We start from the raw sequence: 19,673 nt of genomic DNA, 5'->3' as shown, positions 1-19,673 counted from the left end.
CGGATACGGGTATCCGAAGCCGAATTGGAGCGAATCACCGGCTACCGCTATCCCGCCTGGCAGCGACGATGGCTCAAGGCTCACAAGTGGCGATTCGACCAGGATCGCCTAGGGCGCCCTATTGTCGCCCGAGCTTACTATCTACAGCGCCAAGGCGTCACAGCCCTTGACGTCAGTAGCAGCGCAGAACCTAATTGGGAGGCAGCAGGGATCGCCGACGATGCGTATCGCACGCTGATTCTGGTCAAGGCGCTGGCCAATATCTCGGATTGCACGTCGCCCAGTTTGAACCGGCTGCTATCGAACCTGTTTCAAGGGAGAGGGCGGTGCTACGTGAGCGACACCGGGGACATGGAATTTCGATATGTGTTCGAGTTCCAGTTGGAGCCGTATGAAATTGCGATCCTCAGTCAGTCAGGGGCCATTCCCAAGCCGGCCGCCGTGCTGGCGAACGTTCTTCAGGTCGATCTTCCATCCACTTTCGGATTCCTCGAGGGGCTGATGCAGCCTTTTGGGTCCGGCGTCTTCTTCACTTCATCGGGGCTCATAAATGCAGGCCAGTAACGCACCTTCCAAATCGCCGGTCCCCTTCGCGGAAAGCGGCTCAAAGAACACCATCCCTGTCGCTTCGCAGATCGGGATCACGCCGGGCCTCGCATCCTTCACCGATGGGTTTCCCCCGTTGACTATGACTCCCCTGGCAGCCGGCGGGGTTCCGCCTCGCGGGCAGGATTTCAATGGAATCCTGTATTTTTTGAGCGCGGCCGCACGGTGGGGGCAGGCCGGTGGCGGCTATATCTATGACGCCGCGTTCGCCACCGCCGTGGGCGGGTATCCCAAGGGCGCGGTGTTGTTGCGCGCAGATCTATTAGGGTTTTGGCTCAATACTGTCGACAACAATGTGACGAACCCGGATTCCGGCGGGGTGGGCTGGGTAAATCAAATTGCTGGCGCGCTGCTTCGGACGTCCGTGTACCGCCTCAGCGCTGGCACGCAACAGGTCAGCGTTGATGGGGGGGCGTTCACGACGACGGGCGCAACTACGTTCTCGACGCTGTCGAAAACAAGCAAATCGCTAGCTCACGTCATTGCTGGTGGTGGCGGCGGTGGCTCGTGCGAGACGAATGGGTCTGGTGCTCGAAGTGCAGGCGCAGGTGGTGGGGCGGGGGGAGAAGCCGTTTCGATAGTTGCGGGAGGGATGTCAAATACTCCAGTAACGATCGGTGCCGGCGGCACTGGGGCCCCTGTTGCTGGCGCGGGGATTGGTGGGGTTGGTGGGACCAGTTCTCTTGGGTCGATAGTTAGCGCTACGGGTGGCGGCGGCGGAAACAAAGGGTTAACCACCTCGGTATTTCTGATTATTTCGTACGGCGGTACAGGTGGACTAGGTGACTCAGGCAACGTCAGTAACAGCCGGGGGAGCGGTGGCAGTTACGGGTTGGTATTGGCCGTACAGCACGGCGTTAGCGGGGCCGGCGGGGCATCGTCGCTAGGGGGAGGTGGCACAGCTGGTGCGACTTCTGCTGGTTTGAGTGCTGAGACGCCCGGGGCTGGCGGTGCTGGGGCTGCCGCAGCACCGAGTGCTGCTGGAAATGTCGGCGGCAATGGTGCGGCTGGGCTAATTATCATCAAGGCATATGCATGAAGACATATGCCAGAGTTGATAGCGGAGTCGTCATAGAAATCATCAAACCGATGACCTACGACGACGGCACTGAGATTCCGATTGAACTGCGATTCACCTCAAATATCGTGGACTCACTGGTGGACGTGACGGATGTTGATCCGATGCCGTCGGAGCGGTGGACATATGATCACGAAAAGTTCTCTCCGCCCACAGTCCTCGCCGAGGTTTAGCGAATCCTCTATGAGCGCGTGGGCATGCGCGCACGCTCATGCCCACGTCAGCGGGCCTCAGCTGCCCTTGTCTGATTGGCATTTCTGGCCATTTTCAGTCGCCCCTTGAATTTAAGGGCAGGGCGTTCGATCAAGAACCAGGATGCGACGCTGATTGGAATACTGATCAGGAGTACCCGCCAGAACATTCCTAGGCCCAGCGGAACTACGCCGAGGAAGAATGCGCGCACCAAGCAATGAACCAAGTACAACGAATAGCTGAGGTCGATGGAAAGTCTCGGAAATTTGGGGCCGGCAATTCCAAAAATGAGCATTGCGGCGAACGCCAAAAGATCCCACCCAGCTCGGTATGGATCGGCTACGCGCTCATAAGGAAGCGTGAAAATGAAGGCCAGCATGCCGACGAAGAACGCAGTCGCGAACAGAGGATGAATGCGTTGAATTTGCGTTCGATAAGTCCATGCGACGTTACCAAGGAAAAAAGCGGCGCCCAGGAGGATTGCAGGCCGAAGGATGCCGGGCGGAAAGGCAAACACCATCGCGGTCACCGCAAAGACGATAGCCAATCCAATGGGGACGACCTTGGTGCGATAGAGGCCGAAGGAGAACAGAACCGCCACTAGAGCGTAGAAAAACTCCTCATAGATCAGGCTCCATACAACGGCGTTTACCGGAGCGTCGCCGACGGGTATCAACCAGTACTTAATCGTCTTCAGCATCTCGGCGCCGTCGAAGATCACCCAGACGGCAATGAACGAGGCGAAGAGGGCCGGGAGCACGCGTAACGCTCTATTGATGAAGAACTGGGGAACGGTGTTGCGTTCGATCGATCCCATCACGACGAACCCGGTTAACGCCAGAAATCCTGGGACTGGATTTATGAAGACCGTCGGAAACAGGCCACTGTGTATGGCGACGACCTGAACGGCCAAGAGCAATCGAATCCAATCCAAATTGTTGTAATGCTTCAAGGGCTTCTCCGTTATTGGACGGATTAGACATCCCATTCGATTTGCTTTCAACCCGCCTAGGCGGGTTTTTCTTCGTCTATAGGGGACGCGATTGAACATCCAAGACTTCGATGCCTTCGCGGCAAAGTTCGCCGGCATCCTCGGCGCCGCGGTGTCCATGCGGTATCTGCAAGGGTCGTGGCCGGCGCGCCTCAGCATGGCGGCCAGTGGTTCGTTGGTGGCCTATTACGCATCGCCATACTTGTCGATGCTGCTGGGGATCCCGGAAGGGCTGGCGGGTTTCTTCACCGGCATGTTCGGCATGGCCATCGTTTCGCGCGCCTGGGAGGCGGTGCAGGTCGCACCTATCGCGGCGCTGTGGCAAGCACTCATTGACCGCGTACGCGGCAAAGGGGCGTGACATGGACAGCACCATCTATCTCACCTTGTGGGCGGTCCTGGCGTTCGTCTGCTGGCTGGTCGTGGCAGGCGGCGCGGTGCTGGCAGTCTTCGCCCGCGGCATCAAGGACACAACTTTGGAGCGGATCGGCCTGTCTGCGGTCTGCCTGACGGCGACCGGCGCGGCCTGCCGCATCTTCGTGGCGGGCTGGGCGAGCGCTGGAGATGCCGCGCTCGCGGCTTCTGCCGCCTTCTACGTCGCTGCGGTGACTGTCAAGCACATTCGGAGCCCAAAGCAACGAGCCAATTTCAGCTTTCGCAGCGCAGCCTGACGCGTCTGGTTGGAGTGCACCCCGATTTGGTCGAGATCGTGAAGCTTGCCATTCAGCGCACGGCGGTGGACTTCACCGTGGTGGAGGGAGTCAGAACCGTTGCGCAGCAGCGCGAGTACGTCGCCCGAGGAACCAGCAAGACCATGAATAGCTACCACCTGCCCCAGGCGGATGGGCTGGGCCATGCGGTGGACTTGGCGCCGCTGGTAGACGGGTCCATCCCCTGGAACAACTGGCAGGCCCTCGCCGACCTGGCCGCGGTGGTCAGGGCATGCGCCTCGGCGCTGGGCGTGCCGGTGGAGTGGGGCGGTGATTGGAAGACGTTCAAGGATGGGCCGCACTTCCAGGTTCCGCGCGACTGGAAGGGGCGGGTATGAATCCACTGCTGCGCGCCGCGTTGCCGTACCTGATCGGGGTCGCGGTGCTGGTGGCGGCCTGGCTGGGCGTGCGTTGGTACGGGCACAGCCAGCGCGAAGCGGGCCGGGCCGAGTGCCAGGAAGTGACCCTAACCCCGAATTAGTCCGGATCGGAAGTAGAGATTTCCGGCTCATTGCGGTTGGCGTTTTGGCCGTCGGCCAAGTGCTGGCGCGCGTATTCGGCAGGTGCCTGCCACTTCAGCGCGGAGTGGGGACGAACCTCGTTATAGTACGTGGGCCAGACGTCGATTTTCTCCTTCGCGTCGGCAAATGACAAGAACCAGTGGCTGTTTAGGCATTCCTGACGGAAGCGGCCATTGAAGGATTCGCACTGCGCATTGTCCGTCGGCTTGCCGGGCCGGCTGAAGTCGATTTCCACCCCGTTTTCGTATGCCCATTTTTCCATGGCTTTGGAGATGAACTCGCTGCCGTTATCGGTTTTGATGACGCGCGGCAAGCCGCGCAGTGCGCATACGCGCCCGAGGGTCGCCACCACATCGTCACCCCCGAAGGTTTTGGCCAATGTCGATGGCCAGGCACTCTCTGGTGTAATTGTCGACCAGGGTTAACGCACGCAGGCGGCGACCATCGAACAATTGATCTATGACGAAGTCCATGCTCCAGATGTCATTGATGGCTTGCGCGACCGCTTTGGGTTGACGACGTTGCGCCGACTTATTGCGCTTGGGGCGCTTGTGCCGCAAGGACAAGCCTTGTTCCCGATACAAGCGGTAGACCCGTTTGTGATTGTCTCGATAGCCTTCACGGCGCAGCATCACGTGTACACGCCGGTATCCGTAGTGAACCCGCGTATGCGCTATCTCGTGGATCCGCATGATCAGCGCGCCACTGTCGCGTCGGCACGATTCGTAGCGATACAACGACCGGGAAATCATGACGACGGCTCATGCCTTGGTCACGCCCACACCAACGCGCTTCATCAGATCATTCACGAGTACGCGACGCCGAGAAGGCTTCAGAGCTTTTTTGCCAGAACGTCCTGCAACATCGCCTTGTCCAGCGACAGGTCCGCGACCAGGCGCTTGAGTCGATTGCATTCCTCTTCTAGCTGACGAAGTCGTCGCAGCACTGAGGGACCAAGCCCCCCGAATTTCTTCTTCCAGTTGTAGAAGGTGGCTTCGCTCACGCCCGTCTTGCGGCAGACCCCGGGTACGGCCGTTCCCTGTTCGGCCTGCTTCAGTGTAAAGGCGATTTGCTCTTCGGTATATTTCGATCTCTTCACGGCATGGCTCCTATTCCATATGGTGAAATCATGCCGGATTTCTCTAATCTAGATCGGTACTAAAAACTGGATTAGGGTCACTCATGGTAATTCCACCACTAACCATGCACACGGACTGACTCAAGCTGCGAGGATCGGCGATAATTCGCTATCTCATCGGGAGTAAGTATGAATCGCCCCGGTTTTCGCGGAGGCTGTTTGGTTAAAGTAAAACAGCCTCACCGGCGGATGTGCCGAGTAGGTTGTGGTAGTTTGCCTCAGCCTCGGCCGGCGGGATATAGCCGATGGATGAGTGCAGGCGCTTATGGTTGAACCAGGCGACCCATTCCAGCGTTGCCAGCTCGACAGATTCCCTGGTTTTCCAGGGTGCGCGGCGGTGAATCAGTTCAGCCTTGTACAAGCCGTTAATGGTCTCGGCCAGGGCGTTGTCGTAACTGTCACCACGGCTGCCCACGGACGGCTCGATGCCCGCTTCGGCCAGGCGTTCGCTATAGCGGATGCTAACGTACTGCGATCCCCTATCGGAGTGATGGGTCAGAGAACCATCGTTGCCAGGCTGGCGGGCGTATAGGGCCTGCTCCAGCGCATCAAGCACGAAGTCCGTCGTCATGGATTTGCTCACGCGCCAGCCGACAATGCGCCGGGCGTAGACGTCGATGACGAAAGCCACGTACAGCCAGCCCTGCCAGGTCGAGACGTAAGTAAAGTCCGAGACCCATAACTGGTTCGGCCGCTCGGCCCGGAACTGCCGGTTGACCCGATCCATTGGATGGCTGGCCGCATCATCAGTGATGGTCGTTCGCTGCCGCTTGCCGCGCCGCACGCCTTGCAGGCCCTGAGCGCGCATCAGTCGTTCGACCGTACAACGGGCCACCATCACGCCTTCGCGATTCAACTGCCGCCAGACCTTGTCGGCGCCGTAGACGCGATGGTTCTCTTGCCAGACTCGCTGGACGTGCGGCATGAGCTGTTCGTCACGCCGCGCACGGTCGCTGCGCCGCGCCGGATCGCGCAGCCGCGCGGCATGGCGCCGATAGGCCGACGAGGCAACCTGCAACACCTTGCAGATCGGCTCGACCCCGTAAACCTCCCGGTGCCGGTCGATGTAGGTGTTTACGACTTCAGTTTGCGGTCGAGCTCCGCCTGCGCGAAAAAAGCGCTGGCGGTGCGCAGGATGTCGTTGGCGCGGCGCAGCTCTCGGTTCTCCCGCTCCAACTCCTTGATGCGTTCTCGCTCGCTGGTGGTGACGCCTTCGCGCTGTCCGCTGTCGACTTCGTGGCGCTTGACCCAGGTCAGCAGCGTCTGCGCCGAGCAGCCGATCTTGGGCGCGATGGACTCGACCGCCACCCACAGCGACGGGTACTCGCTGCGCGACTCCTGCACCAAGCGCACCGCGCGCTCGCGCACTTCAGGGGAAAACTTGTTCGCGTTGTTTTTGCTCATGGCTCGCATTCTCTCAAGAGTAGGAGCCTCCGCAAAACCCGGGGCGATTCAGTATGGGCTTTTTTGACGGCTACGAGAAGTTTTACAAGACCAGCAACACCAGCCCTTTCCGCCATAGGCTGAACAGTCGCTATGAGGCAATCGTCGCTCGCAACGCAGACAAAATCCGGGGCCGGCGTGTTCTTGACATTGCGAGCCATGATGGTCGCTGGAGCTTTGCAGCACTGCAGGCGGGGGCATCGCATGTGACGGGCATCGAACCCCGAGCGGAGCTGATTGCAAATGCTAAGGACACGTTTCACCACTATGGGATTGCCCCAAGCCGGTACGACCTGCAGCAAGGAGACGTTTTTCGCAGGCTGGAGGATCAGAAGTTCGACGTCGTCTTCTGCTTGGGCTTTTACTACCACACGATTCGGCACGCGGAATTGTTGGATCTGATCGAGCGTACCGGCGCAGAATTGGTGGTTATCGATACTGAGGTTACGCCGGCGATCGATGAGCGTCCCAGGGTGCCCTCGGACGACCCTCGTTTAGTCTACAAGAACCCTCATGATATTCAGCTTCTGCTCGATCCCGTAGAGGATCAGCAAATGGCATGGTCGGACTCCATGACTAGGAACGGGCACACATTGGTTGGTCGCCCGTCTCGTTCCGCAATCGAGTTCATGGCTGTGCACTTCGGTTATTCCTATAGCGAGTTCGACTGGACCGCGTTCTTTGAGCAACACCCCGAGGCCAAGTCCTCGATGGTTGACTACGATGAGAGATGGCGAGGCACGTTTTTCCTCTCCAAATAGATGCCAATATCCTCAAAACCCGCTCCGGCGGGTTTTTTTTCGTGCATAGGGGACGCGATTGAACATTCAAGACTCGGACGCCTTAGCGGCAAAGTTTGCTAGCATCCTTGGCGCCGTGATGTCCATGGGGCGCCTGCTGGGGGCATGGCCGGCGCGCTTTCGCATGGCCGTCAGCGGTTCGCTGGTGGCCTAGTGAGCTGCGGCGTATCTCTCGTTCGTGTCTGGCATTCCCGAGGGGGCGGCTTCTTGACCGGCATGTCTGGCATTGCCATCGTCTCGCGTGTTCGGAAGGTGCTGTGCAGGCGGCACCCGTGGGTGTCCTGTAACAGGCCGTGATCGACCGTGTGCACGGCAAAGGGGCGTGGTGTAAACAGCACGATCATTCTCACTCTGTGCGCAGTCTTGGCCTTCGTTTGCTGGCTGGCGTTGGCCAGCGGCGCTGGCGGTGTTTGCCCCGGCGATCAAGGACACGACGCAGGAGCGGACCGGCCTGCCGCTTTTTCGTCGGAGGGTGGGCGAGCGCTGGAGATGTCGCGCTCGTCGGCTCGGCGGCCTTCTACGTCGCCGCGGTGACTGTCAAATACATTCGGAGACGTGCGGAGCCCAAAGCAATGAGTCATTTTCAGCTTTCGCAGCGTAGCCTGACACAGTTACCACCTACCGCAGGCCGACGGCCTGGGTCACGCCATTGAGCTGGCGCTGCTGGTGGGTCGGTCGATCCCCTGGAACGAATGGACTGGATTCAAGGATCTGGCGGATGTGGTCAAAGCGTGTGCCGATGGGCTGGACGGCTTCGTGGACTTCGGATTGCGCGCCATGATCGGTCTCCTTGAAAACCATCATAGGCCTGCACACAAAAATCCTGACACTCCCCCAGCTTGTCGAGGAGCGCTAGCATTACCCACAAGGCGAGGCCACGAGACCCCCATCACTCAACCCGCCACCGCCCCGCCTCATCATCCCGCAACCTTGCACCGGCCCACACAACCCGCCCCAACACCCGCACCGATGCCCCGTTTTCCAGCGGTATGTCATCGTGCAAGGAATTGAACGACCGCGCCACCCATTGTCCGGTAAGCCGTTCCCTGGCCACCGTCTTGACGATCATCTTGCCGTCGTAGTTGATGGCATAGACGCCGCCGGCGGCGATGTCCTGCAGCGTCAGGCTTTCGTTGGGGACCACCAACAAGGCAGCGCCGTCACGGATGACGGGTTCCATGCTGTCGCCCTTCGCGTAGACGACTCGGCCCCGGCCGTTGTCCGCGCCTACCGATCTGAGGAATGACTTGCGGAACTGGATCATGCCGGTCTGCTCTTCGGCGTGGTTCTCGATGGGGTCGCCCGCCGCCAGCCGCACGTCGGCCAGTTCCGGGACCTTCTCGAACCTGTCGTTGGCCGCGGGCGGTTCGCCCACGCCTACGTTGGCGACCACGCCTGTCTGGGTGCTGATCCGGACCCGGCCTTCGCGCTCTGTCTGGCGCGTGGTCTTGCCACCTTCCCAGGGCGCCGCGGGCAGGTCATCGATGCGCATGGGGAACTCGTCCCGGGACAAATAGGTGTCCACCAGCGAGTCGCTGCGCAGGACCGTCGGCATTTGCGGCGCGGCAGTCCCAGGGGATACGTCAATCCCCAGCTTCAATTGCGCGATTGCCAGCGCAAGCGCGCCTTGCAATTTGTTCAGCTGATCCGGGGGCAATGCCCGCACCTGTTCTTCCGGGATGCCCGGGAAGGGCCACGGAGGGGGGGCCAGCACCGCTGCGGCCAGGGATCCATCGCGCGCAGGCAGTTTCGGGGCGGTGCCGTCGTACAGCCATTGCGCGTTCACGCGCAGCAGCGGGGCGACCTTGATGCAGGTCGCCATGTCCATGCCGTTGGACCCATTGAACCAATGCGTCGCGGCGCCGGAAGAGGCGCCGGCGGCCTTCCATAGGTCTGTCTTGGTAAGGCGTGGCTCGGCCGCGTCCGCCCGGCGGGCCGCTTCCTCGTTGAACGCCTGTGTGATTCGCTTCTGAAAGGTCATCTTAGGATGCTAAACAAAAACAATCTTAGTTGGCTTGCATTTAGAATCTTAGCATTCTAAGATTTAAGAATGATAGCGAGGTAAGACTGGCGGGGATGCAAAAACACGCATGAACTACTACAGCCACAACATCGGTGACTACGCACAGGCCACGGCGCATCTGAGCCTGCTCGAGGATGCCATCTACAGCCGCCTGCTGCGTCGGTACTACGCCGAAGAGCAGCCCATCGTGGACAACCTGCAGCAGGTATTCCGGTGGGTGGGCGCCCGTAGCGAAGAAGAAAGAGAGGCGGCCGCTCAGGTGCTGGCCGAGTTCTTCGTCCTGCGCGATGGCCATTGGCACAACAAGCGGGCGGACGTGGAGATTGCCGCGTATCACGTCAAGGCCGAGACCGCCAAGGCCAACGGCAGGCGAGGCGGCCGGCCCAGGCAGGGCGGGCGCAATCCGGAACAACCCAGTGGGTTTCCCATGGGTTTCGACGAGCAACCCGGCCATGCCCCGGCAGAAGGCGGATCGGAAGCTAACCAAGAACCAGGAACCAAGAACCAGGAACCAACAGAACACGCCTCCCGCAAGCGGGGAAGCGGATTCGATGCTTCCGTGATCGAACTGCCGGATTGGCTGGACCGCGAGGACTGGGTCAGCTGGATCGCCGACCGCAAGGCCCGTAAAAAGCCGGTGACGCAGGAGGGCGCCAGGCGCCAGCTGCAACAGCTTGCCGCCTATCTGGCCGCAGGGCACCGGCCAGGCGCCGTGATCGCAAACAGCATCGCGGGCGGGTATCAGGGCCTCTTCCCGCCGCGGACATCCGCTACAGCCGGCCAACAACCGGCAGGCAGGGCGCAACGCCTGGCCGACTGGACCGAGGAGCTGCGAGAAGTACTGGCCGACGATGGCAGGCCGCGCGAGCGGTTCATGGGGACGATCGATGCAACCCGCTGACATCCCTTCCGCCACCATGGGCGCGTTGGTGGTGAACGAAATGCTGCTGATGTACGGCGCCAAGTTCGCGCAGCAATGGCAGGGTCTGACCGCCCGCGAGTTGAAGGATTCATGGAACCAGAAGCTGGCGGGCCTGGACGAGGTGCAGGTGCGCCGCGGCCTGGTCGCCTGCCTGACCCAGGAATGGCCGCCGACGCTGCCGCAGTTCATCAAATTATGTTGCCCGTGGATGGTCCCTGAAGTGGCGTATCACGAGGCCGTGCGCGGCCTGTCCGCGCGCAGGCGCGGCGAGCGCGGCGCCTGGTCGCATCCGGCGGTGTACTGGGCTGCGGTGGGCGTGAGCACGGTGGATCTGCTGGGCTGCACCTACGGGGCCATCAAGGCGCGCTGGGAGAAGACGCTGAACGAGGAACTGGCGAAGGGCGTGTGGGCGGATATCCCGCTGCCTCGCCCAGCGCTGCCGGCGCCCGGCCAGACGCTGGCCACGCGCGCCGAGGCCGAGGCGGCGCTCAAGAAAATGGGCGCGCAGAAGGTTCTGAGGGACCGTGGATGTCCGCCCCGGAGCTGGATCGAAAAGTGGGAGGCGCGCATCGCGCGCGGCGACCACCCGAGCAAGGGCATCGCCGACATGCTCAAGCGCGCCAAGGGCGAAAGCCAGGATACGGAGGGCCGTCTGCAGAACGGTTCCAACGGCAAGACAGGTAAACAATGCGAGGTGGCTGATGAGTAAATTGACGGGTGACGATCTGATCTGGAACTGGGCCCGATGGACCTGGTCCGGCGCTACGGTGGGAAACATGGAGGTGTATCTCTCCGAAGAGGAGGACTACCGGCCCATCAACCATCACCACGCCATGGAGGTCGAGGCGATGCACGCCGCGCTGCCTTGGCACGAGCGCATGATCATCATTGCCGAATATCCGCAGAAGAACGTGATGTTCGGCCAGCTGGACGGCAGGGCGCGCCGCGCGAAGGCGCTGGACTGGATTGCCGATACGACCGGCGTGGCCCTGACCGAAACCGAATACAAGTTGTACCTGGGTCTGTTCCGCAACCTGGTGGAAAGGAGGCTGGCGTGAAGTACGCGCACGAGGTGATGGATCTGATGGCCTGCTATCCCGGCCGCTCATTCCGTTTGATGGAGCTGGTCCGTCATGTGTCACGCGGCCGGTGTCTGTCTGCTCCTGAAAAGACACGCCTGCAAAGAGGCATCCAGCGCGCCATGGATGCGCTGCAGGATACCGGCAGCGTGCTGATTCAAGAGCCCCAGCAAGGCGGGCACGGCCGTACCTATGCATGGCGTGTGACGGTTCCGTCACAAGACCCCGCCCCGTAGGTCACGCAATCGGTCACAATTTGTCCGGGGCATTGCGCCCCAAGCAAATGCAGCCCTGGCCACGTGCCGGGGCTTTTTGCTTTCGGCGCATGGCTTCGGTTTTTATGGGCGGGGCAGGGGGCGAACTTCTTTGCACAGCGTGTGACGATTCCGTCACAAGACCTCGCCCCAACGGTCACGCAATCGATCACAATTGGTCCGGGGCATTGCGCCCCTGACAAATGCAACCCCGAAATACAGCCCCGGCCACGTGCCGGGGCTTTTGCATTTGGGCGCGATGTTTCGGCGCCTGTCTTCTTCAGCAGGAATCCAACTCCATGAGCGTTCAGATCAGCATCACTGAAAACCAGCTGGTAGAGGACCTCGCCGCATTCTTCAAGACCTTGGTCGACTGCGACGTAGTCCGCGGTCTGCCCAATTGGGTGCCCGCGCCACCGCGCGAGTGCGTCGTCATTACTCCGCTGGCGGCGCAGGGCCTTTCCGTGCCGGTCATGACCTATGCCGATCCGTCGCCTGCGGCGGGGAAACGAATCATGACCCAGGCCACGCACTGGTCTGCCCGGGTGGATGGCTACGGGGCGCGGGCCCTGGACCTGGCGCTCACGTTGTCGATTGCCTTGCGCAGCCAGTACGGGTGCGAGTTCCTGGGAAAGCTGGGAAGAACTCAACCGCTATACGCGGGCGAGCTCAAGCAATTGCCCTTCGAGAGCGGAGAAAGCCAGACCTTCGAGCGGTGGTCGTTCGACGCCGTCCTGCAGTTCAACCCTTCCATTAGCGTGCCGCAGCAGTTTGCGGACCACCTTCACGTGGGCCTCATCGAGGCCGACACCACCTACCCTACGGGAGCTTAATCCTATGTCCATTCCCGCCAGTGAAATCGTCCAGGTCGTGCCTGGCGTGATCGCCGCCGGCGGATCGGCGCTCGATTTGAACGGCCTGATCCTGACCCACGATACTGCCGTCCCCATCGGCACCGTCCAGAGCTTCGCGACTGCGCGCGACGTCCAGCGCTTCTTCGGTCCCACCTCGACCGAAGCCGCCCTGGCCGACGTCTACTTCAACGGCTTCGACAACTCGACCCGCAAGCCGGGCAATCTGCTGTATGCCCAATATCCGGCGGCAGCGGTTTCGGCCTATTTGCGTGGCGGCTCGATGGCCGCCGTGACGCTGGCCCAGCTGCAGGCGCTGTCCGGCATCCTGACGGTCAGCGTGGATGGCGTGGCCAAGACGTCCTCCAGCATCGACCTGTCGACGGCAACGAGCTTCTCGAACGCCGCCTCGATCATCGAAGCGGCGTTCACCGCCATGGGCGCGACCTGCGCTTATGACGCGCAGCGCGCCGCTTTCGTGATCACCTCGGCGACCGACGGCGCCGCCAGCACGGTCTCCTATGGCAGCGGCACCCTCGCATCGGGCTTGAAGCTGACGCAGGCCGCAGGCGCCCTGGTGTCGCATGGGGCCGCGGCCGGCGTCCCGGCGGTGGACATGGGCCGGATTACCGACCTGACCCAGAACTGGGCGGCGTTCATGACGACCTTCGAGCCCGATACGGCCGGCAAGGTGGCGTTTTCGGCGTGGACCAATGCCCAGGGCGACCGCTACGCCTACGTCGGCTGGGACACCGATGTCACCGCCACGCAGCAGGGCAACATGTCCAACTGGGCGGCGGTCGTAAGCGCCAACGAGTACTCGGGTTCCGTGCCTGTCTACAAGGACATCCTGCATGCAGCCTTTGTCCTGGGCGCGGTGGCGTCGCTGGACTTCGAACGCACCAACGGCCGCGCAACGCTGGCGTTCAAAGGCCAGTCGGGCCTGGCGTTCTCGGTGACCGACGCCACGACCGCTCAGACGCTGATCGACAACGGCTACAACTTCTATGGCGACTACGCCACCAGCAATGACCGCTTCCGCTTCCTGTACCCGGGCCAGATCAGCGGCAACTGGAAATGGGTCGACACCTACGTCAACCAGATCTGGCTGAACGCGGCGTTCCAGCAGGCGCTGATGAGCTTGCTGACCCAGGTGAACGCCATTCCCTACAACATCGACGGCTACACGCTGATCGATGCTGCCTGCCTGGACCCGATCAACGCCGCGGTCAACTTCGGCGCCATCCGCGCCGGCGTGACGCTGTCGAGCCAGCAGAAGGCGCAGATCAACAGCCAGGCCGGCGTGGATATCTCCGACACGCTCCAGACCCGCGGCTGGTATCTGCAGATCAAGGACGCGACGCCGCAGGTGCGAGAGGCTCGCGGCACCCCGCCCATGACGTTCTGGTACCTGGACGGCGGTTCCGTCCAGCAGATCACCCTGGCCTCGCTGGCCATTCTTTAAGGATTCAACATGGCGACTTTGACCAGTGCCAACTCGGTTCTGATGCTTACGGTGGGCGGCGTTTTTTCGGTGCCGCAGAAAATCGAGGGCTACGCTTCCGACAGCGCCTTCACCTTCGACGCTGCCAAGCCCGCGCAGGTAACCATGGGCGTGGACGGCCGCATGTCGGCCGGCTACGTGCCGGTCCCCTGCGTGCAGACAATCATGATCCAGCCCGACTCCCCGTCCATGCGCATCTTCGAGATCTGGATGGCGGCCAGCGAAACGGCCCGGGAAGTGTTCTATGCAAACGGCACCCTCAACATCCCGTCGATCGACCGCAAGTACACGCTGACCCGCGGCGTGCTGACGCAGATTCCGCCGGCGCCGGATGCCAAGGCGATGCTCCAACCCATGGCGTTCCAGATCACCTGGCAGAACGTCTCGCCGGCGCTGGTGTGACATGGCCAGAAAGCAGATAACCCTGACCATCGGCGCGGAAGGGCGCGACAAGGGCAAGGTGTTCATCCTGACGGAGCTTTCTGCCTACGACGCCGAGGAATGGGCCGGCCGGGCGCTGTTTTCGTTGATGAACGCCGGGGTGGAAATTCCGGAAAACATCGCCGAGGCAGGACTGGCCGGCGTGGCCGCCATGGGCATGAAGGCTCTCGCCAAGCTGCCTTTCGACAGCGCCAAGCCCTTGCTGGACAAGATGATGGATTGCGTGCAGATCCAGCCCAGCCCAAGTGTGACGCGCGAGCTCATGTCTGGCGATGTCGAGGAGGTGGCGACCCTGTTCGCGCTGCGCAAGAAAGTCCTGGGCTTGCACCTGGATTTTTTTACGGCCGCCGTCCCATCGACTTCGGGCTCCAAGTCCACAACGGCGGCACGCGCCTGATTCGCTACGCCAATATTCCCCGGAGTATTGGCTTGGTGATTTCCCGGCACCCGGGCCTGCTGCACGACCTGCAGACGGCCTACGGCGCCGAAGACCTGTACAACCTGCTTGAGGTGATTGCGGTGGACGCACACAACAGGCGCGTCCTAGCTGAACCGAGGTAATTGCATGGCCACCATCACCGATGCCTTGCTCGTGACTGCGGGTTTCGATCCGAAGCGTTTCGCGGCGGATACCATCACCGGCGCGGCCGGCCTGGGGCAAATGGCCGAGAACCTGGGCATGAGCACGGAGCGGCTGTCTGCCTGGCAGATGGCGGCCGAGCGGGCTGGCGGAACCGCGGAAGCCATTTCCGCCCAATTGAGGGAATCCTCGGGCGAGGTAGCCAGATTCAACCGCGGATCCGCCGCGGACTCGCTACCCGCGTTCTTCCGCAACGGCGGCAATGTCGGCGACCTCAAGGATGGGAACACCTACCTGCTGGCCAGGTCGAGGATCATTGCCGATCTTTACCAGAAGGACAGGGCTCAGGCCGCGCTGGCCGCCCAGGACATGGGCATCAGCGAGGGCCTGTTCAATCTGTTCAAGCGCGGGCCCGACGAGCTCGAGCGGATGCTTCAGGTCCAGGAGAAACGCGCAGCCATCTCCGGCAACGATGCACAAGCGGCCACGCAGCTGCGTGACCGCTACCTGGACCTGCGCGATACCTTTGAATCGGTGAGCGTCAAGGTGCTGCTGGCGCTCATGCCGGCGTTCGAGCGGATTATCTCGCTCGCCCAGGGCTGGGGCGATTATCTGCTTGAGAACCGCGACGAGATCGTCGAGTGGGTCGACGCAGCGGCGCAGGCCATCGTGAAGTTCGTCGATGCAGTCGATTCGGCGGCGCAGGCGGTGGGAGGGTGGCAAAACGTCCTGCTGGCGTTGGGGACGCTCAAGATTCTGTCCTGGGCGAATTCGCTGCTGAGCCTGGCATCTGCCTTGGGGGCCGTGGCTACGGCTCTCGGAACCCTTGGTGGCGCCGGTGCGGCGCGTGGACTGGGTGCGTTGAGAGGCTTGGGTCCTGCGGCGTTGAAGTTGGCTGGGCGTGCGGCGGCTGGCGCTGCGCTGTTCTTGTTTAGCAAAGATCTGAATGGGGGCGAGCAAGAAGACCTGGCCGCGATGAGAAACCCCGCGCTGAAGCGCAAGGAGGTTCTCGATGCGGTCAGGTACTTCGAGTCCAAGGGCTATGCCCGGGAGGCGGCCGTGGGGCTGGTGGCCAACCTGCAGGCCCAAAGCAACCTGGACCCCAGGGCCGTGGGCGCTGATGGCGCTTCCGCCGGCATCGGACTATGGAATCCGCGACGCCAGGCCGAGTTCAAGCGCATATATGGCATGGACCTGCGCGAGTCCACGGTTGAACAACAGCTGGATTTCGTCGCCAGCGAGCTGGAGAGCACCAGGCGTAGGGCGGGAGTACATCTGGCCGCCGCCACCACCCCGGCCCAGGCCAGCGTGGCCGTGTACCGCCACTTTGGATTGAACAAGTCCGAAGGGGATAGCTCAAGCGAAGAGCGCAAGCTCGCCGCCGCTGCCGGGGCAATCTATGGGACGCTTTTCCTCGAAGATCAGGAACGAGGCGCCGCGGCTGCGGCTACGACGGTCGCGGCAGCCCAAGCCAGCGCTGCCGCCATCCCGAGCAGCACGGCAACCACCAGCAATACGTCCGAAACTCATATCCACGGCCCCATTACGGTTATGACGCAAGCGACGGATGGCGAGGGAGTCGCCCGCGATTTGGGACGTGTGGGGCGCTCCCAGAATCTCGTCCAACAAGGCAATACGGGGATGTTCTGATGCCGTTTATTCCTTTTCCCGATGTCCCGAGCGGTCCGGGCGTCCCCGCGGTCTTCCGCGCGGCGACGCTTCCTGCGGTCTTCGAACCGGCAAGCTTCGAACTTGCGGCGCTGACCGATAGGATCTTCGGTCCTCCTCGCTGGGGGCTGTATGGCGTCGATGGGCGGCAGATGCTGGTCTTCGAGACGTTCCTCAGCATTGCTTTCAATCAGGGCAGCCAGATATCCAGCTATCCCTCGGAGCAGGGCGGATTCTCGTCCTTCAACAAGGTCGATGCGCCATTCGAGGCGACCATCAAGCTGGCGCATGGCGGTGATCCGGCGTCGCGCAACATCATGTTGTCCGTGCTGGAGCGCATTGTCGGCAGCACGGAACTGTACTCAGTGGTGACGCCCGAGATCGTCTATCCGTCGGCCAACCTGGTGAAGTACTCGTACACCCGCGCAGACAAGAACGGCTCCAGCCTCCTGATCGTCGATCTGACGCTGCAGGAAGTCCGGCAGACGGCCGTCCAGCTATCGCCGGCCACGCAGGACCCCAGCGGCGCGTATGAAGTGAGCAATGGCCAGGTGCAGGCGTTCGAGATTGATGCCTATCCCCGGCGCGACCAGAACAAGGTGGCGGATCTGGAGCCCATCCAATGAAGAGAATTCCCCTAAGACCCGTGCCGGCGCAAACGCTCAGCGTCGTGCTGTCCGGGCAGAACTGCCAGATCGCCGTCTACCAGAAGTCGACCGGGCTTTATCTGGATCTTGAACTCGACAATGCGCCCATCGTGACCACGGTGCTTTGCCATGACCGGGTACGGCTGGTGCGGTCAGCTTACCTGGGCTTCGTCGGCGATCTGGCTTTTGTGGACACTCAGGGCCACGTCGACCCGCAGCATCAGCATCTCGGTTCGCGTTTCGTCCTGGCATACCTGGAGCCTTTGGAACCATGAGCTTCATCAAACGCCGGCTGAACGTGACCATCAGCCTGGGCAAGGGGGAGTTCGGCGATGAGCAGGGGCCGGATGTGACGCTCAGCGGCTACAGGATGACGGTGGATATTCCTCTCCATACCGTATTCGAAAACAGTCCAATGACCCTGCAGATCCACGGACTGAATCAAGACCTGATGAACAAACTGACGACGATAGGACCCGTCATGACGGAGCGCCGGGGAAAGAATCTTGTCCGGATCGACGCAGCGGGAGACTCGGGTGTTCCCTGCGTGGTCTACGAAGGAGACATCGTCGAGGCCTGGGGTGGTTACGGAATGGGGGCAGAGGGCAAAGCGGCCGCGGGGGGCGTATTCACAGTCAAGACCGAGGTGGCTGGGGCCAAGCAGGTAAAGCCCGCATCCGCCAGGTCGTTTCCCGGCGCGAAAAAGGCGCAGGAAATCATGTGCGATATCGCCAAATCAATGGGATACAAGGGCGAAAAAAGTGGGGAGGACTATGTGTTGGCCGACCCCTATTTTTCCGGAACCGACATGGACCAACTACGCAGTTGCGCGAAGGCCGCCCGGGTCAATTTCACGATAGACCGCGGCATCCTGTCAGTCTGGCCGGAGGGCGGATACCGAAAGGGCGATCCGATTCTCGTGGCGCCGGAAACGGGGTTGATCGGATATCCGGCGTTTACGAGCAAGGGACTGCAACTGACGACGCTCTACAACCCGCACCTCGGCTTGGGAAAAAGAGTGCAGGTCATCAGCACCGTCGAACCCGCGCATGGCGAGTGGATCATTGTGAGTCTGTCCCACAAGCTGGAGGCAGAGGTGCCTGGCGGCGTCTGGCAGTCGATGGCCGTATGCAAAAGGAATCTCAATGGCTAAGCAATACGGATACGCAGGGCTGGCGCAAGCCGGCCAGGGCGACAGCGAGTTCGGGGCCTTGCAGTTCCTGATCAGCCAGGCCCTGAATCGAGTCAGTACGGCGACGCTGGTCAAGGTGGTGTCGGTGACGAATGCAGGCGGACTGTCTCCGGTGGGTTTCGTCGATGTGCAGCCGCTCGTCAACCAGCTCGATGGCGCCGGCAATGCCGTGCCGCATGGGGTCCTGCATCGTCTTCCCTACTTTCGCCTTCAGGGCGGAGCGGACGCCGTCATCCTGGACCCGAAGGTCGGGGATATCGGGATGGCGGCTTTCGCGAATCGGGATATCTCGCTGGTGAAGACCTCAAAGGCGCAGAACAACCCCGGTTCCTGGCGTTCCCACGACATGGCGGACGGGCTGTATTTCGGCGGTCTGTTGAATGGAACCCCGGTGCAGTACGTGCAGTTCACGGCGGACGGCATCAATGTCGTGTCGCCCTCCAAGGTGACGGTGGCCGCGCCCAATATCGAACTGAACGCCAGCGCGCAGTGCGCATTGAATTCGCCCCGGATCGTGCTGAACGGGACGGTGCAGCAAGGCGGCGGATCCTTCGGTGGCACGTCTACCTGGCAGGGCGACATGCACACGCTGGGTACGCTGCGCAACAACGGCAAGGACGTGGGCAGCACCCACACGCATTCCGGCGTGCAAAGCGGGCCGGCAAACACAGGAGCGCCCAATTGAACACGTTGCTGCTAGACCGGACGGCTTGGGACCTGGTGCTTGATGCCGCGGGAAACATCGCGCTGGCGACCAAGCCCTACGCCGTGGCGCAAGACGTCGCCAGCGCCATCAAGCTGTTCAAGGGGGAGCTGTTCTACAACACCGCCCCAGGCGTTCCGTACTGGGAAGAATTCCTGGGCCATCAACCGCCGCTGGCGCTGGTGCGGGAGCACGTCCGGCGAGCCGCGCTGACAGTCCCGGACGTGGACGACGCGGTCTGCACGCTGACCTCCTATACCGACCGCGCCCTGGCGGGCTACGTCGCAATCACCCTGCAAGACGGAACGACGCAAACCGTCAGCTTCTGAG

25 protein-coding genes, 1 pseudogene and 1 other annotated feature are annotated in these 19,673 nt (G+C 61.8%); of the genes and pseudogenes, 21 read left to right on the top strand and 5 right to left on the bottom strand.

All coding sequences use genetic code 11. The annotated features are described in order from the left end of the window. Nucleotides 1-24 precede the first annotated feature (24 nt). Entirely contained in the window at nt 25-564 is a 540-nt protein-coding gene (locus ACZ5YA_RS11780) for a baseplate wedge 1 family protein (RefSeq protein WP_464092552.1), read from the top strand. 1,077 nt (nt 565-1,641) lie between these two features. Then, nucleotides 1,642-1,857 carry a hypothetical protein gene (locus tag ACZ5YA_RS11775; RefSeq protein WP_464092551.1) on the top strand — a complete coding sequence of 72 codons (216 nt, stop codon included), beginning with the start codon at nt 1,642-1,644 and terminating at the stop codon, nt 1,855-1,857. 47 nt (nt 1,858-1,904) lie between these two features. Here ACZ5YA_RS11775 and ACZ5YA_RS11770 read toward each other — a convergent pair whose 3' ends face one another. Continuing rightward, nucleotides 1,905-2,828 carry an acyltransferase family protein gene (locus tag ACZ5YA_RS11770; protein ID WP_464092550.1) on the bottom strand — a complete coding sequence of 308 codons (924 nt, stop codon included), beginning with the start codon at nt 2,826-2,828 and terminating at the stop codon, nt 1,905-1,907. A 91-nt stretch (nt 2,829-2,919) separates the two neighbouring features. On the opposite strand from ACZ5YA_RS11770, the gene ACZ5YA_RS11765 reads away from it, so the two are divergent. Genes ACZ5YA_RS11765 through ACZ5YA_RS11750 form a run of 4 tightly spaced genes read left to right on the top strand, consistent with a single transcriptional unit; the run spans nt 2,920 to nt 4,058 of the window. Next, on the top strand, nt 2,920-3,228 hold the full coding sequence (locus tag ACZ5YA_RS11765) for a hypothetical protein (RefSeq protein WP_464092549.1): 309 nt from the start codon (nt 2,920-2,922) through the stop codon (nt 3,226-3,228). Nucleotide 3,229: 1 nt separating this feature from the next. Continuing rightward, nucleotides 3,230-3,538 carry a hypothetical protein gene (locus tag ACZ5YA_RS11760; RefSeq protein ID WP_464092548.1) on the top strand — a complete coding sequence of 103 codons (309 nt, stop codon included), beginning with the start codon at nt 3,230-3,232 and terminating at the stop codon, nt 3,536-3,538. Between the two features lie 38 nt (nt 3,539-3,576). After that, nucleotides 3,577-3,915: a M15 family metallopeptidase gene (locus tag ACZ5YA_RS11755; RefSeq protein WP_464092547.1), complete on the top strand. Its 339-nt coding sequence runs from the start codon at nt 3,577-3,579 to the stop codon at nt 3,913-3,915. Further along, nucleotides 3,912-4,058, top strand: a complete 147-nt coding sequence (locus ACZ5YA_RS11750; RefSeq protein WP_464092546.1) for a hypothetical protein — start codon at nt 3,912-3,914, stop codon at nt 4,056-4,058. The genes ACZ5YA_RS11755 and ACZ5YA_RS11750 overlap by 4 nt, the downstream gene beginning before the upstream one ends. Here ACZ5YA_RS11750 and ACZ5YA_RS11745 read toward each other — a convergent pair. Then, nucleotides 4,055-5,197, bottom strand: a pseudogene (locus tag ACZ5YA_RS11745) (IS3 family transposase). The gene ACZ5YA_RS11750 and the pseudogene ACZ5YA_RS11745 overlap by 4 nt on opposite strands. A 202-nt stretch (nt 5,198-5,399) precedes the next feature. Further along, nucleotides 5,400-6,649 (bottom strand): IS3 family transposase gene (locus ACZ5YA_RS11740; RefSeq protein WP_464092545.1). Its coding sequence is split into 2 segments (ribosomal slippage): nt 5,400-6,355 and nt 6,355-6,649, totalling 1,251 coding nucleotides; the frame shifts between segments, so codons are not numbered across the junction. Then, nucleotides 6,240-6,356, bottom strand: a sequence feature (AL1L pseudoknot). Its footprint overlaps the gene before it by 117 nt. Before the next feature lie 44 nt (nt 6,650-6,693). Between ACZ5YA_RS11740 and ACZ5YA_RS11735 the strand changes: the two genes are divergently transcribed. Continuing rightward, on the top strand, nt 6,694-7,440 hold the full coding sequence (locus tag ACZ5YA_RS11735; RefSeq protein ID WP_464092544.1) for a class I SAM-dependent methyltransferase: 747 nt from the start codon (nt 6,694-6,696) through the stop codon (nt 7,438-7,440). A gap of 657 nt (nt 7,441-8,097) precedes the next feature. On the opposite strand, the gene ACZ5YA_RS11730 is transcribed toward ACZ5YA_RS11735, so the two are convergent. Continuing rightward, nucleotides 8,098-8,283, bottom strand: coding sequence for a hypothetical protein (locus ACZ5YA_RS11730; protein WP_464092543.1), 186 nt, complete (start codon nt 8,281-8,283; stop codon nt 8,098-8,100). 85 nt (nt 8,284-8,368) lie between these two features. Beyond that, nucleotides 8,369-9,460: a S24 family peptidase gene (locus ACZ5YA_RS11725; protein ID WP_251882127.1), complete on the bottom strand. Its 1,092-nt coding sequence runs from the start codon at nt 9,458-9,460 to the stop codon at nt 8,369-8,371. Nucleotides 9,461-9,569: 109 nt separating this feature from the next. Between ACZ5YA_RS11725 and ACZ5YA_RS11720 the strand changes: the two genes are divergently transcribed. The 14 genes from ACZ5YA_RS11720 to ACZ5YA_RS11655 all read left to right on the top strand — a co-directional run bounded on the left by ACZ5YA_RS11720 (nt 9,570) and on the right by ACZ5YA_RS11655 (nt 19,672). Then, nucleotides 9,570-10,403 carry a YdaU family protein gene (locus ACZ5YA_RS11720; RefSeq protein ID WP_464092542.1) on the top strand — a complete coding sequence of 278 codons (834 nt, stop codon included), beginning with the start codon at nt 9,570-9,572 and terminating at the stop codon, nt 10,401-10,403. Then, entirely contained in the window at nt 10,390-11,133 is a 744-nt protein-coding gene (locus ACZ5YA_RS11715; protein ID WP_464092541.1) for a hypothetical protein, read from the top strand. Before ACZ5YA_RS11720 ends, ACZ5YA_RS11715 begins: the two co-directional genes overlap by 14 nt. Next, the gene (locus ACZ5YA_RS11710) at nt 11,126-11,482 is read left to right on the top strand and encodes a hypothetical protein (RefSeq protein ID WP_464092540.1); all 357 of its coding nucleotides are present in this window, start codon (nt 11,126-11,128) and stop codon (nt 11,480-11,482) included. Before ACZ5YA_RS11715 ends, ACZ5YA_RS11710 begins: the two co-directional genes overlap by 8 nt. Continuing rightward, nucleotides 11,479-11,739 carry a hypothetical protein gene (locus tag ACZ5YA_RS11705; RefSeq protein ID WP_059371883.1) on the top strand — a complete coding sequence of 87 codons (261 nt, stop codon included), beginning with the start codon at nt 11,479-11,481 and terminating at the stop codon, nt 11,737-11,739. The genes ACZ5YA_RS11710 and ACZ5YA_RS11705 overlap by 4 nt, the downstream gene beginning before the upstream one ends. A gap of 317 nt (nt 11,740-12,056) precedes the next feature. After that, nucleotides 12,057-12,590 carry a phage neck terminator protein gene (locus ACZ5YA_RS11700; protein ID WP_464092539.1) on the top strand — a complete coding sequence of 178 codons (534 nt, stop codon included), beginning with the start codon at nt 12,057-12,059 and terminating at the stop codon, nt 12,588-12,590. Nucleotides 12,591-12,594: 4 nt separating this feature from the next. Beyond that, on the top strand, nt 12,595-14,073 hold the full coding sequence (locus tag ACZ5YA_RS11695; protein WP_464092538.1) for a DUF3383 domain-containing protein: 1,479 nt from the start codon (nt 12,595-12,597) through the stop codon (nt 14,071-14,073). Nucleotides 14,074-14,082: 9 nt separating this feature from the next. Beyond that, nucleotides 14,083-14,514: a phage tail fiber protein gene (locus ACZ5YA_RS11690; RefSeq protein WP_059371886.1), complete on the top strand. Its 432-nt coding sequence runs from the start codon at nt 14,083-14,085 to the stop codon at nt 14,512-14,514. Between the two features lies 1 nt (nt 14,515). After that, nucleotides 14,516-14,950 carry a hypothetical protein gene (locus ACZ5YA_RS11685; protein WP_251882119.1) on the top strand — a complete coding sequence of 145 codons (435 nt, stop codon included), beginning with the start codon at nt 14,516-14,518 and terminating at the stop codon, nt 14,948-14,950. A gap of 168 nt (nt 14,951-15,118) precedes the next feature. After that, nucleotides 15,119-16,783 (top strand): phage tail tip lysozyme, encoded by a 1,665-nt coding sequence (locus ACZ5YA_RS11680; protein WP_464092537.1) that lies wholly within the window; start codon nt 15,119-15,121, stop codon nt 16,781-16,783. Then, the gene (locus tag ACZ5YA_RS11675) at nt 16,783-17,427 is read left to right on the top strand and encodes a hypothetical protein (protein ID WP_464092536.1); all 645 of its coding nucleotides are present in this window, start codon (nt 16,783-16,785) and stop codon (nt 17,425-17,427) included. Before ACZ5YA_RS11680 ends, ACZ5YA_RS11675 begins: the two co-directional genes overlap by 1 nt. After that, on the top strand, nt 17,424-17,723 hold the full coding sequence (locus ACZ5YA_RS11670; RefSeq protein WP_118933194.1) for a phage baseplate plug family protein: 300 nt from the start codon (nt 17,424-17,426) through the stop codon (nt 17,721-17,723). The genes ACZ5YA_RS11675 and ACZ5YA_RS11670 overlap by 4 nt, the downstream gene beginning before the upstream one ends. Continuing rightward, nucleotides 17,720-18,601: a baseplate hub protein gene (locus ACZ5YA_RS11665; RefSeq protein WP_280015137.1), complete on the top strand. Its 882-nt coding sequence runs from the start codon at nt 17,720-17,722 to the stop codon at nt 18,599-18,601. The genes ACZ5YA_RS11670 and ACZ5YA_RS11665 overlap by 4 nt, the downstream gene beginning before the upstream one ends. Beyond that, on the top strand, nt 18,594-19,325 hold the full coding sequence (locus ACZ5YA_RS11660) for a hypothetical protein (RefSeq protein ID WP_059371893.1): 732 nt from the start codon (nt 18,594-18,596) through the stop codon (nt 19,323-19,325). Before ACZ5YA_RS11665 ends, ACZ5YA_RS11660 begins: the two co-directional genes overlap by 8 nt. Further along, nucleotides 19,322-19,672: a contractile injection system sheath initiator gene (locus tag ACZ5YA_RS11655; protein ID WP_464092535.1), complete on the top strand. Its 351-nt coding sequence runs from the start codon at nt 19,322-19,324 to the stop codon at nt 19,670-19,672. The genes ACZ5YA_RS11660 and ACZ5YA_RS11655 overlap by 4 nt, the downstream gene beginning before the upstream one ends. Nucleotide 19,673 lies beyond the last annotated feature (1 nt).

This window comes from Achromobacter sp. JCM 18799, from assembly GCF_055395645.1.
Note: the sequence above shows the minus strand (reverse complement) of the source record. Positions and strands in the feature narration are given on the sequence as shown.

Coding starts and splice junctions, on each gene's coding strand:
- ACZ5YA_RS11730 (WP_464092543.1), bottom strand. CDS start 8,283: ATGATGGTTTTCAAGGAGACCGATCATGGCGCGCAATCCGAAGTCCAC.
- ACZ5YA_RS11670 (WP_118933194.1), top strand. CDS start 17,424: ATGAAGAGAATTCCCCTAAGACCCGTGCCGGCGCAAACGCTCAGCGTC.
- ACZ5YA_RS11660 (WP_059371893.1), top strand. CDS start 18,594: ATGGCTAAGCAATACGGATACGCAGGGCTGGCGCAAGCCGGCCAGGGC.
- ACZ5YA_RS11690 (WP_059371886.1), top strand. CDS start 14,083: ATGGCGACTTTGACCAGTGCCAACTCGGTTCTGATGCTTACGGTGGGC.
- ACZ5YA_RS11700 (WP_464092539.1), top strand. CDS start 12,057: ATGAGCGTTCAGATCAGCATCACTGAAAACCAGCTGGTAGAGGACCTC.
- ACZ5YA_RS11695 (WP_464092538.1), top strand. CDS start 12,595: ATGTCCATTCCCGCCAGTGAAATCGTCCAGGTCGTGCCTGGCGTGATC.
- ACZ5YA_RS11725 (WP_251882127.1), bottom strand. CDS start 9,460: ATGACCTTTCAGAAGCGAATCACACAGGCGTTCAACGAGGAAGCGGCC.
- ACZ5YA_RS11675 (WP_464092536.1), top strand. CDS start 16,783: ATGCCGTTTATTCCTTTTCCCGATGTCCCGAGCGGTCCGGGCGTCCCC.
- ACZ5YA_RS11680 (WP_464092537.1), top strand. CDS start 15,119: ATGGCCACCATCACCGATGCCTTGCTCGTGACTGCGGGTTTCGATCCG.
- ACZ5YA_RS11710 (WP_464092540.1), top strand. CDS start 11,126: ATGAGTAAATTGACGGGTGACGATCTGATCTGGAACTGGGCCCGATGG.
- ACZ5YA_RS11715 (WP_464092541.1), top strand. CDS start 10,390: ATGCAACCCGCTGACATCCCTTCCGCCACCATGGGCGCGTTGGTGGTG.
- ACZ5YA_RS11720 (WP_464092542.1), top strand. CDS start 9,570: ATGAACTACTACAGCCACAACATCGGTGACTACGCACAGGCCACGGCG.
- ACZ5YA_RS11760 (WP_464092548.1), top strand. CDS start 3,230: ATGGACAGCACCATCTATCTCACCTTGTGGGCGGTCCTGGCGTTCGTC.
- ACZ5YA_RS11775 (WP_464092551.1), top strand. CDS start 1,642: ATGAAGACATATGCCAGAGTTGATAGCGGAGTCGTCATAGAAATCATC.
- ACZ5YA_RS11735 (WP_464092544.1), top strand. CDS start 6,694: ATGGGCTTTTTTGACGGCTACGAGAAGTTTTACAAGACCAGCAACACC.
- ACZ5YA_RS11685 (WP_251882119.1), top strand. CDS start 14,516: ATGGCCAGAAAGCAGATAACCCTGACCATCGGCGCGGAAGGGCGCGAC.
- ACZ5YA_RS11665 (WP_280015137.1), top strand. CDS start 17,720: ATGAGCTTCATCAAACGCCGGCTGAACGTGACCATCAGCCTGGGCAAG.
- ACZ5YA_RS11750 (WP_464092546.1), top strand. CDS start 3,912: ATGAATCCACTGCTGCGCGCCGCGTTGCCGTACCTGATCGGGGTCGCG.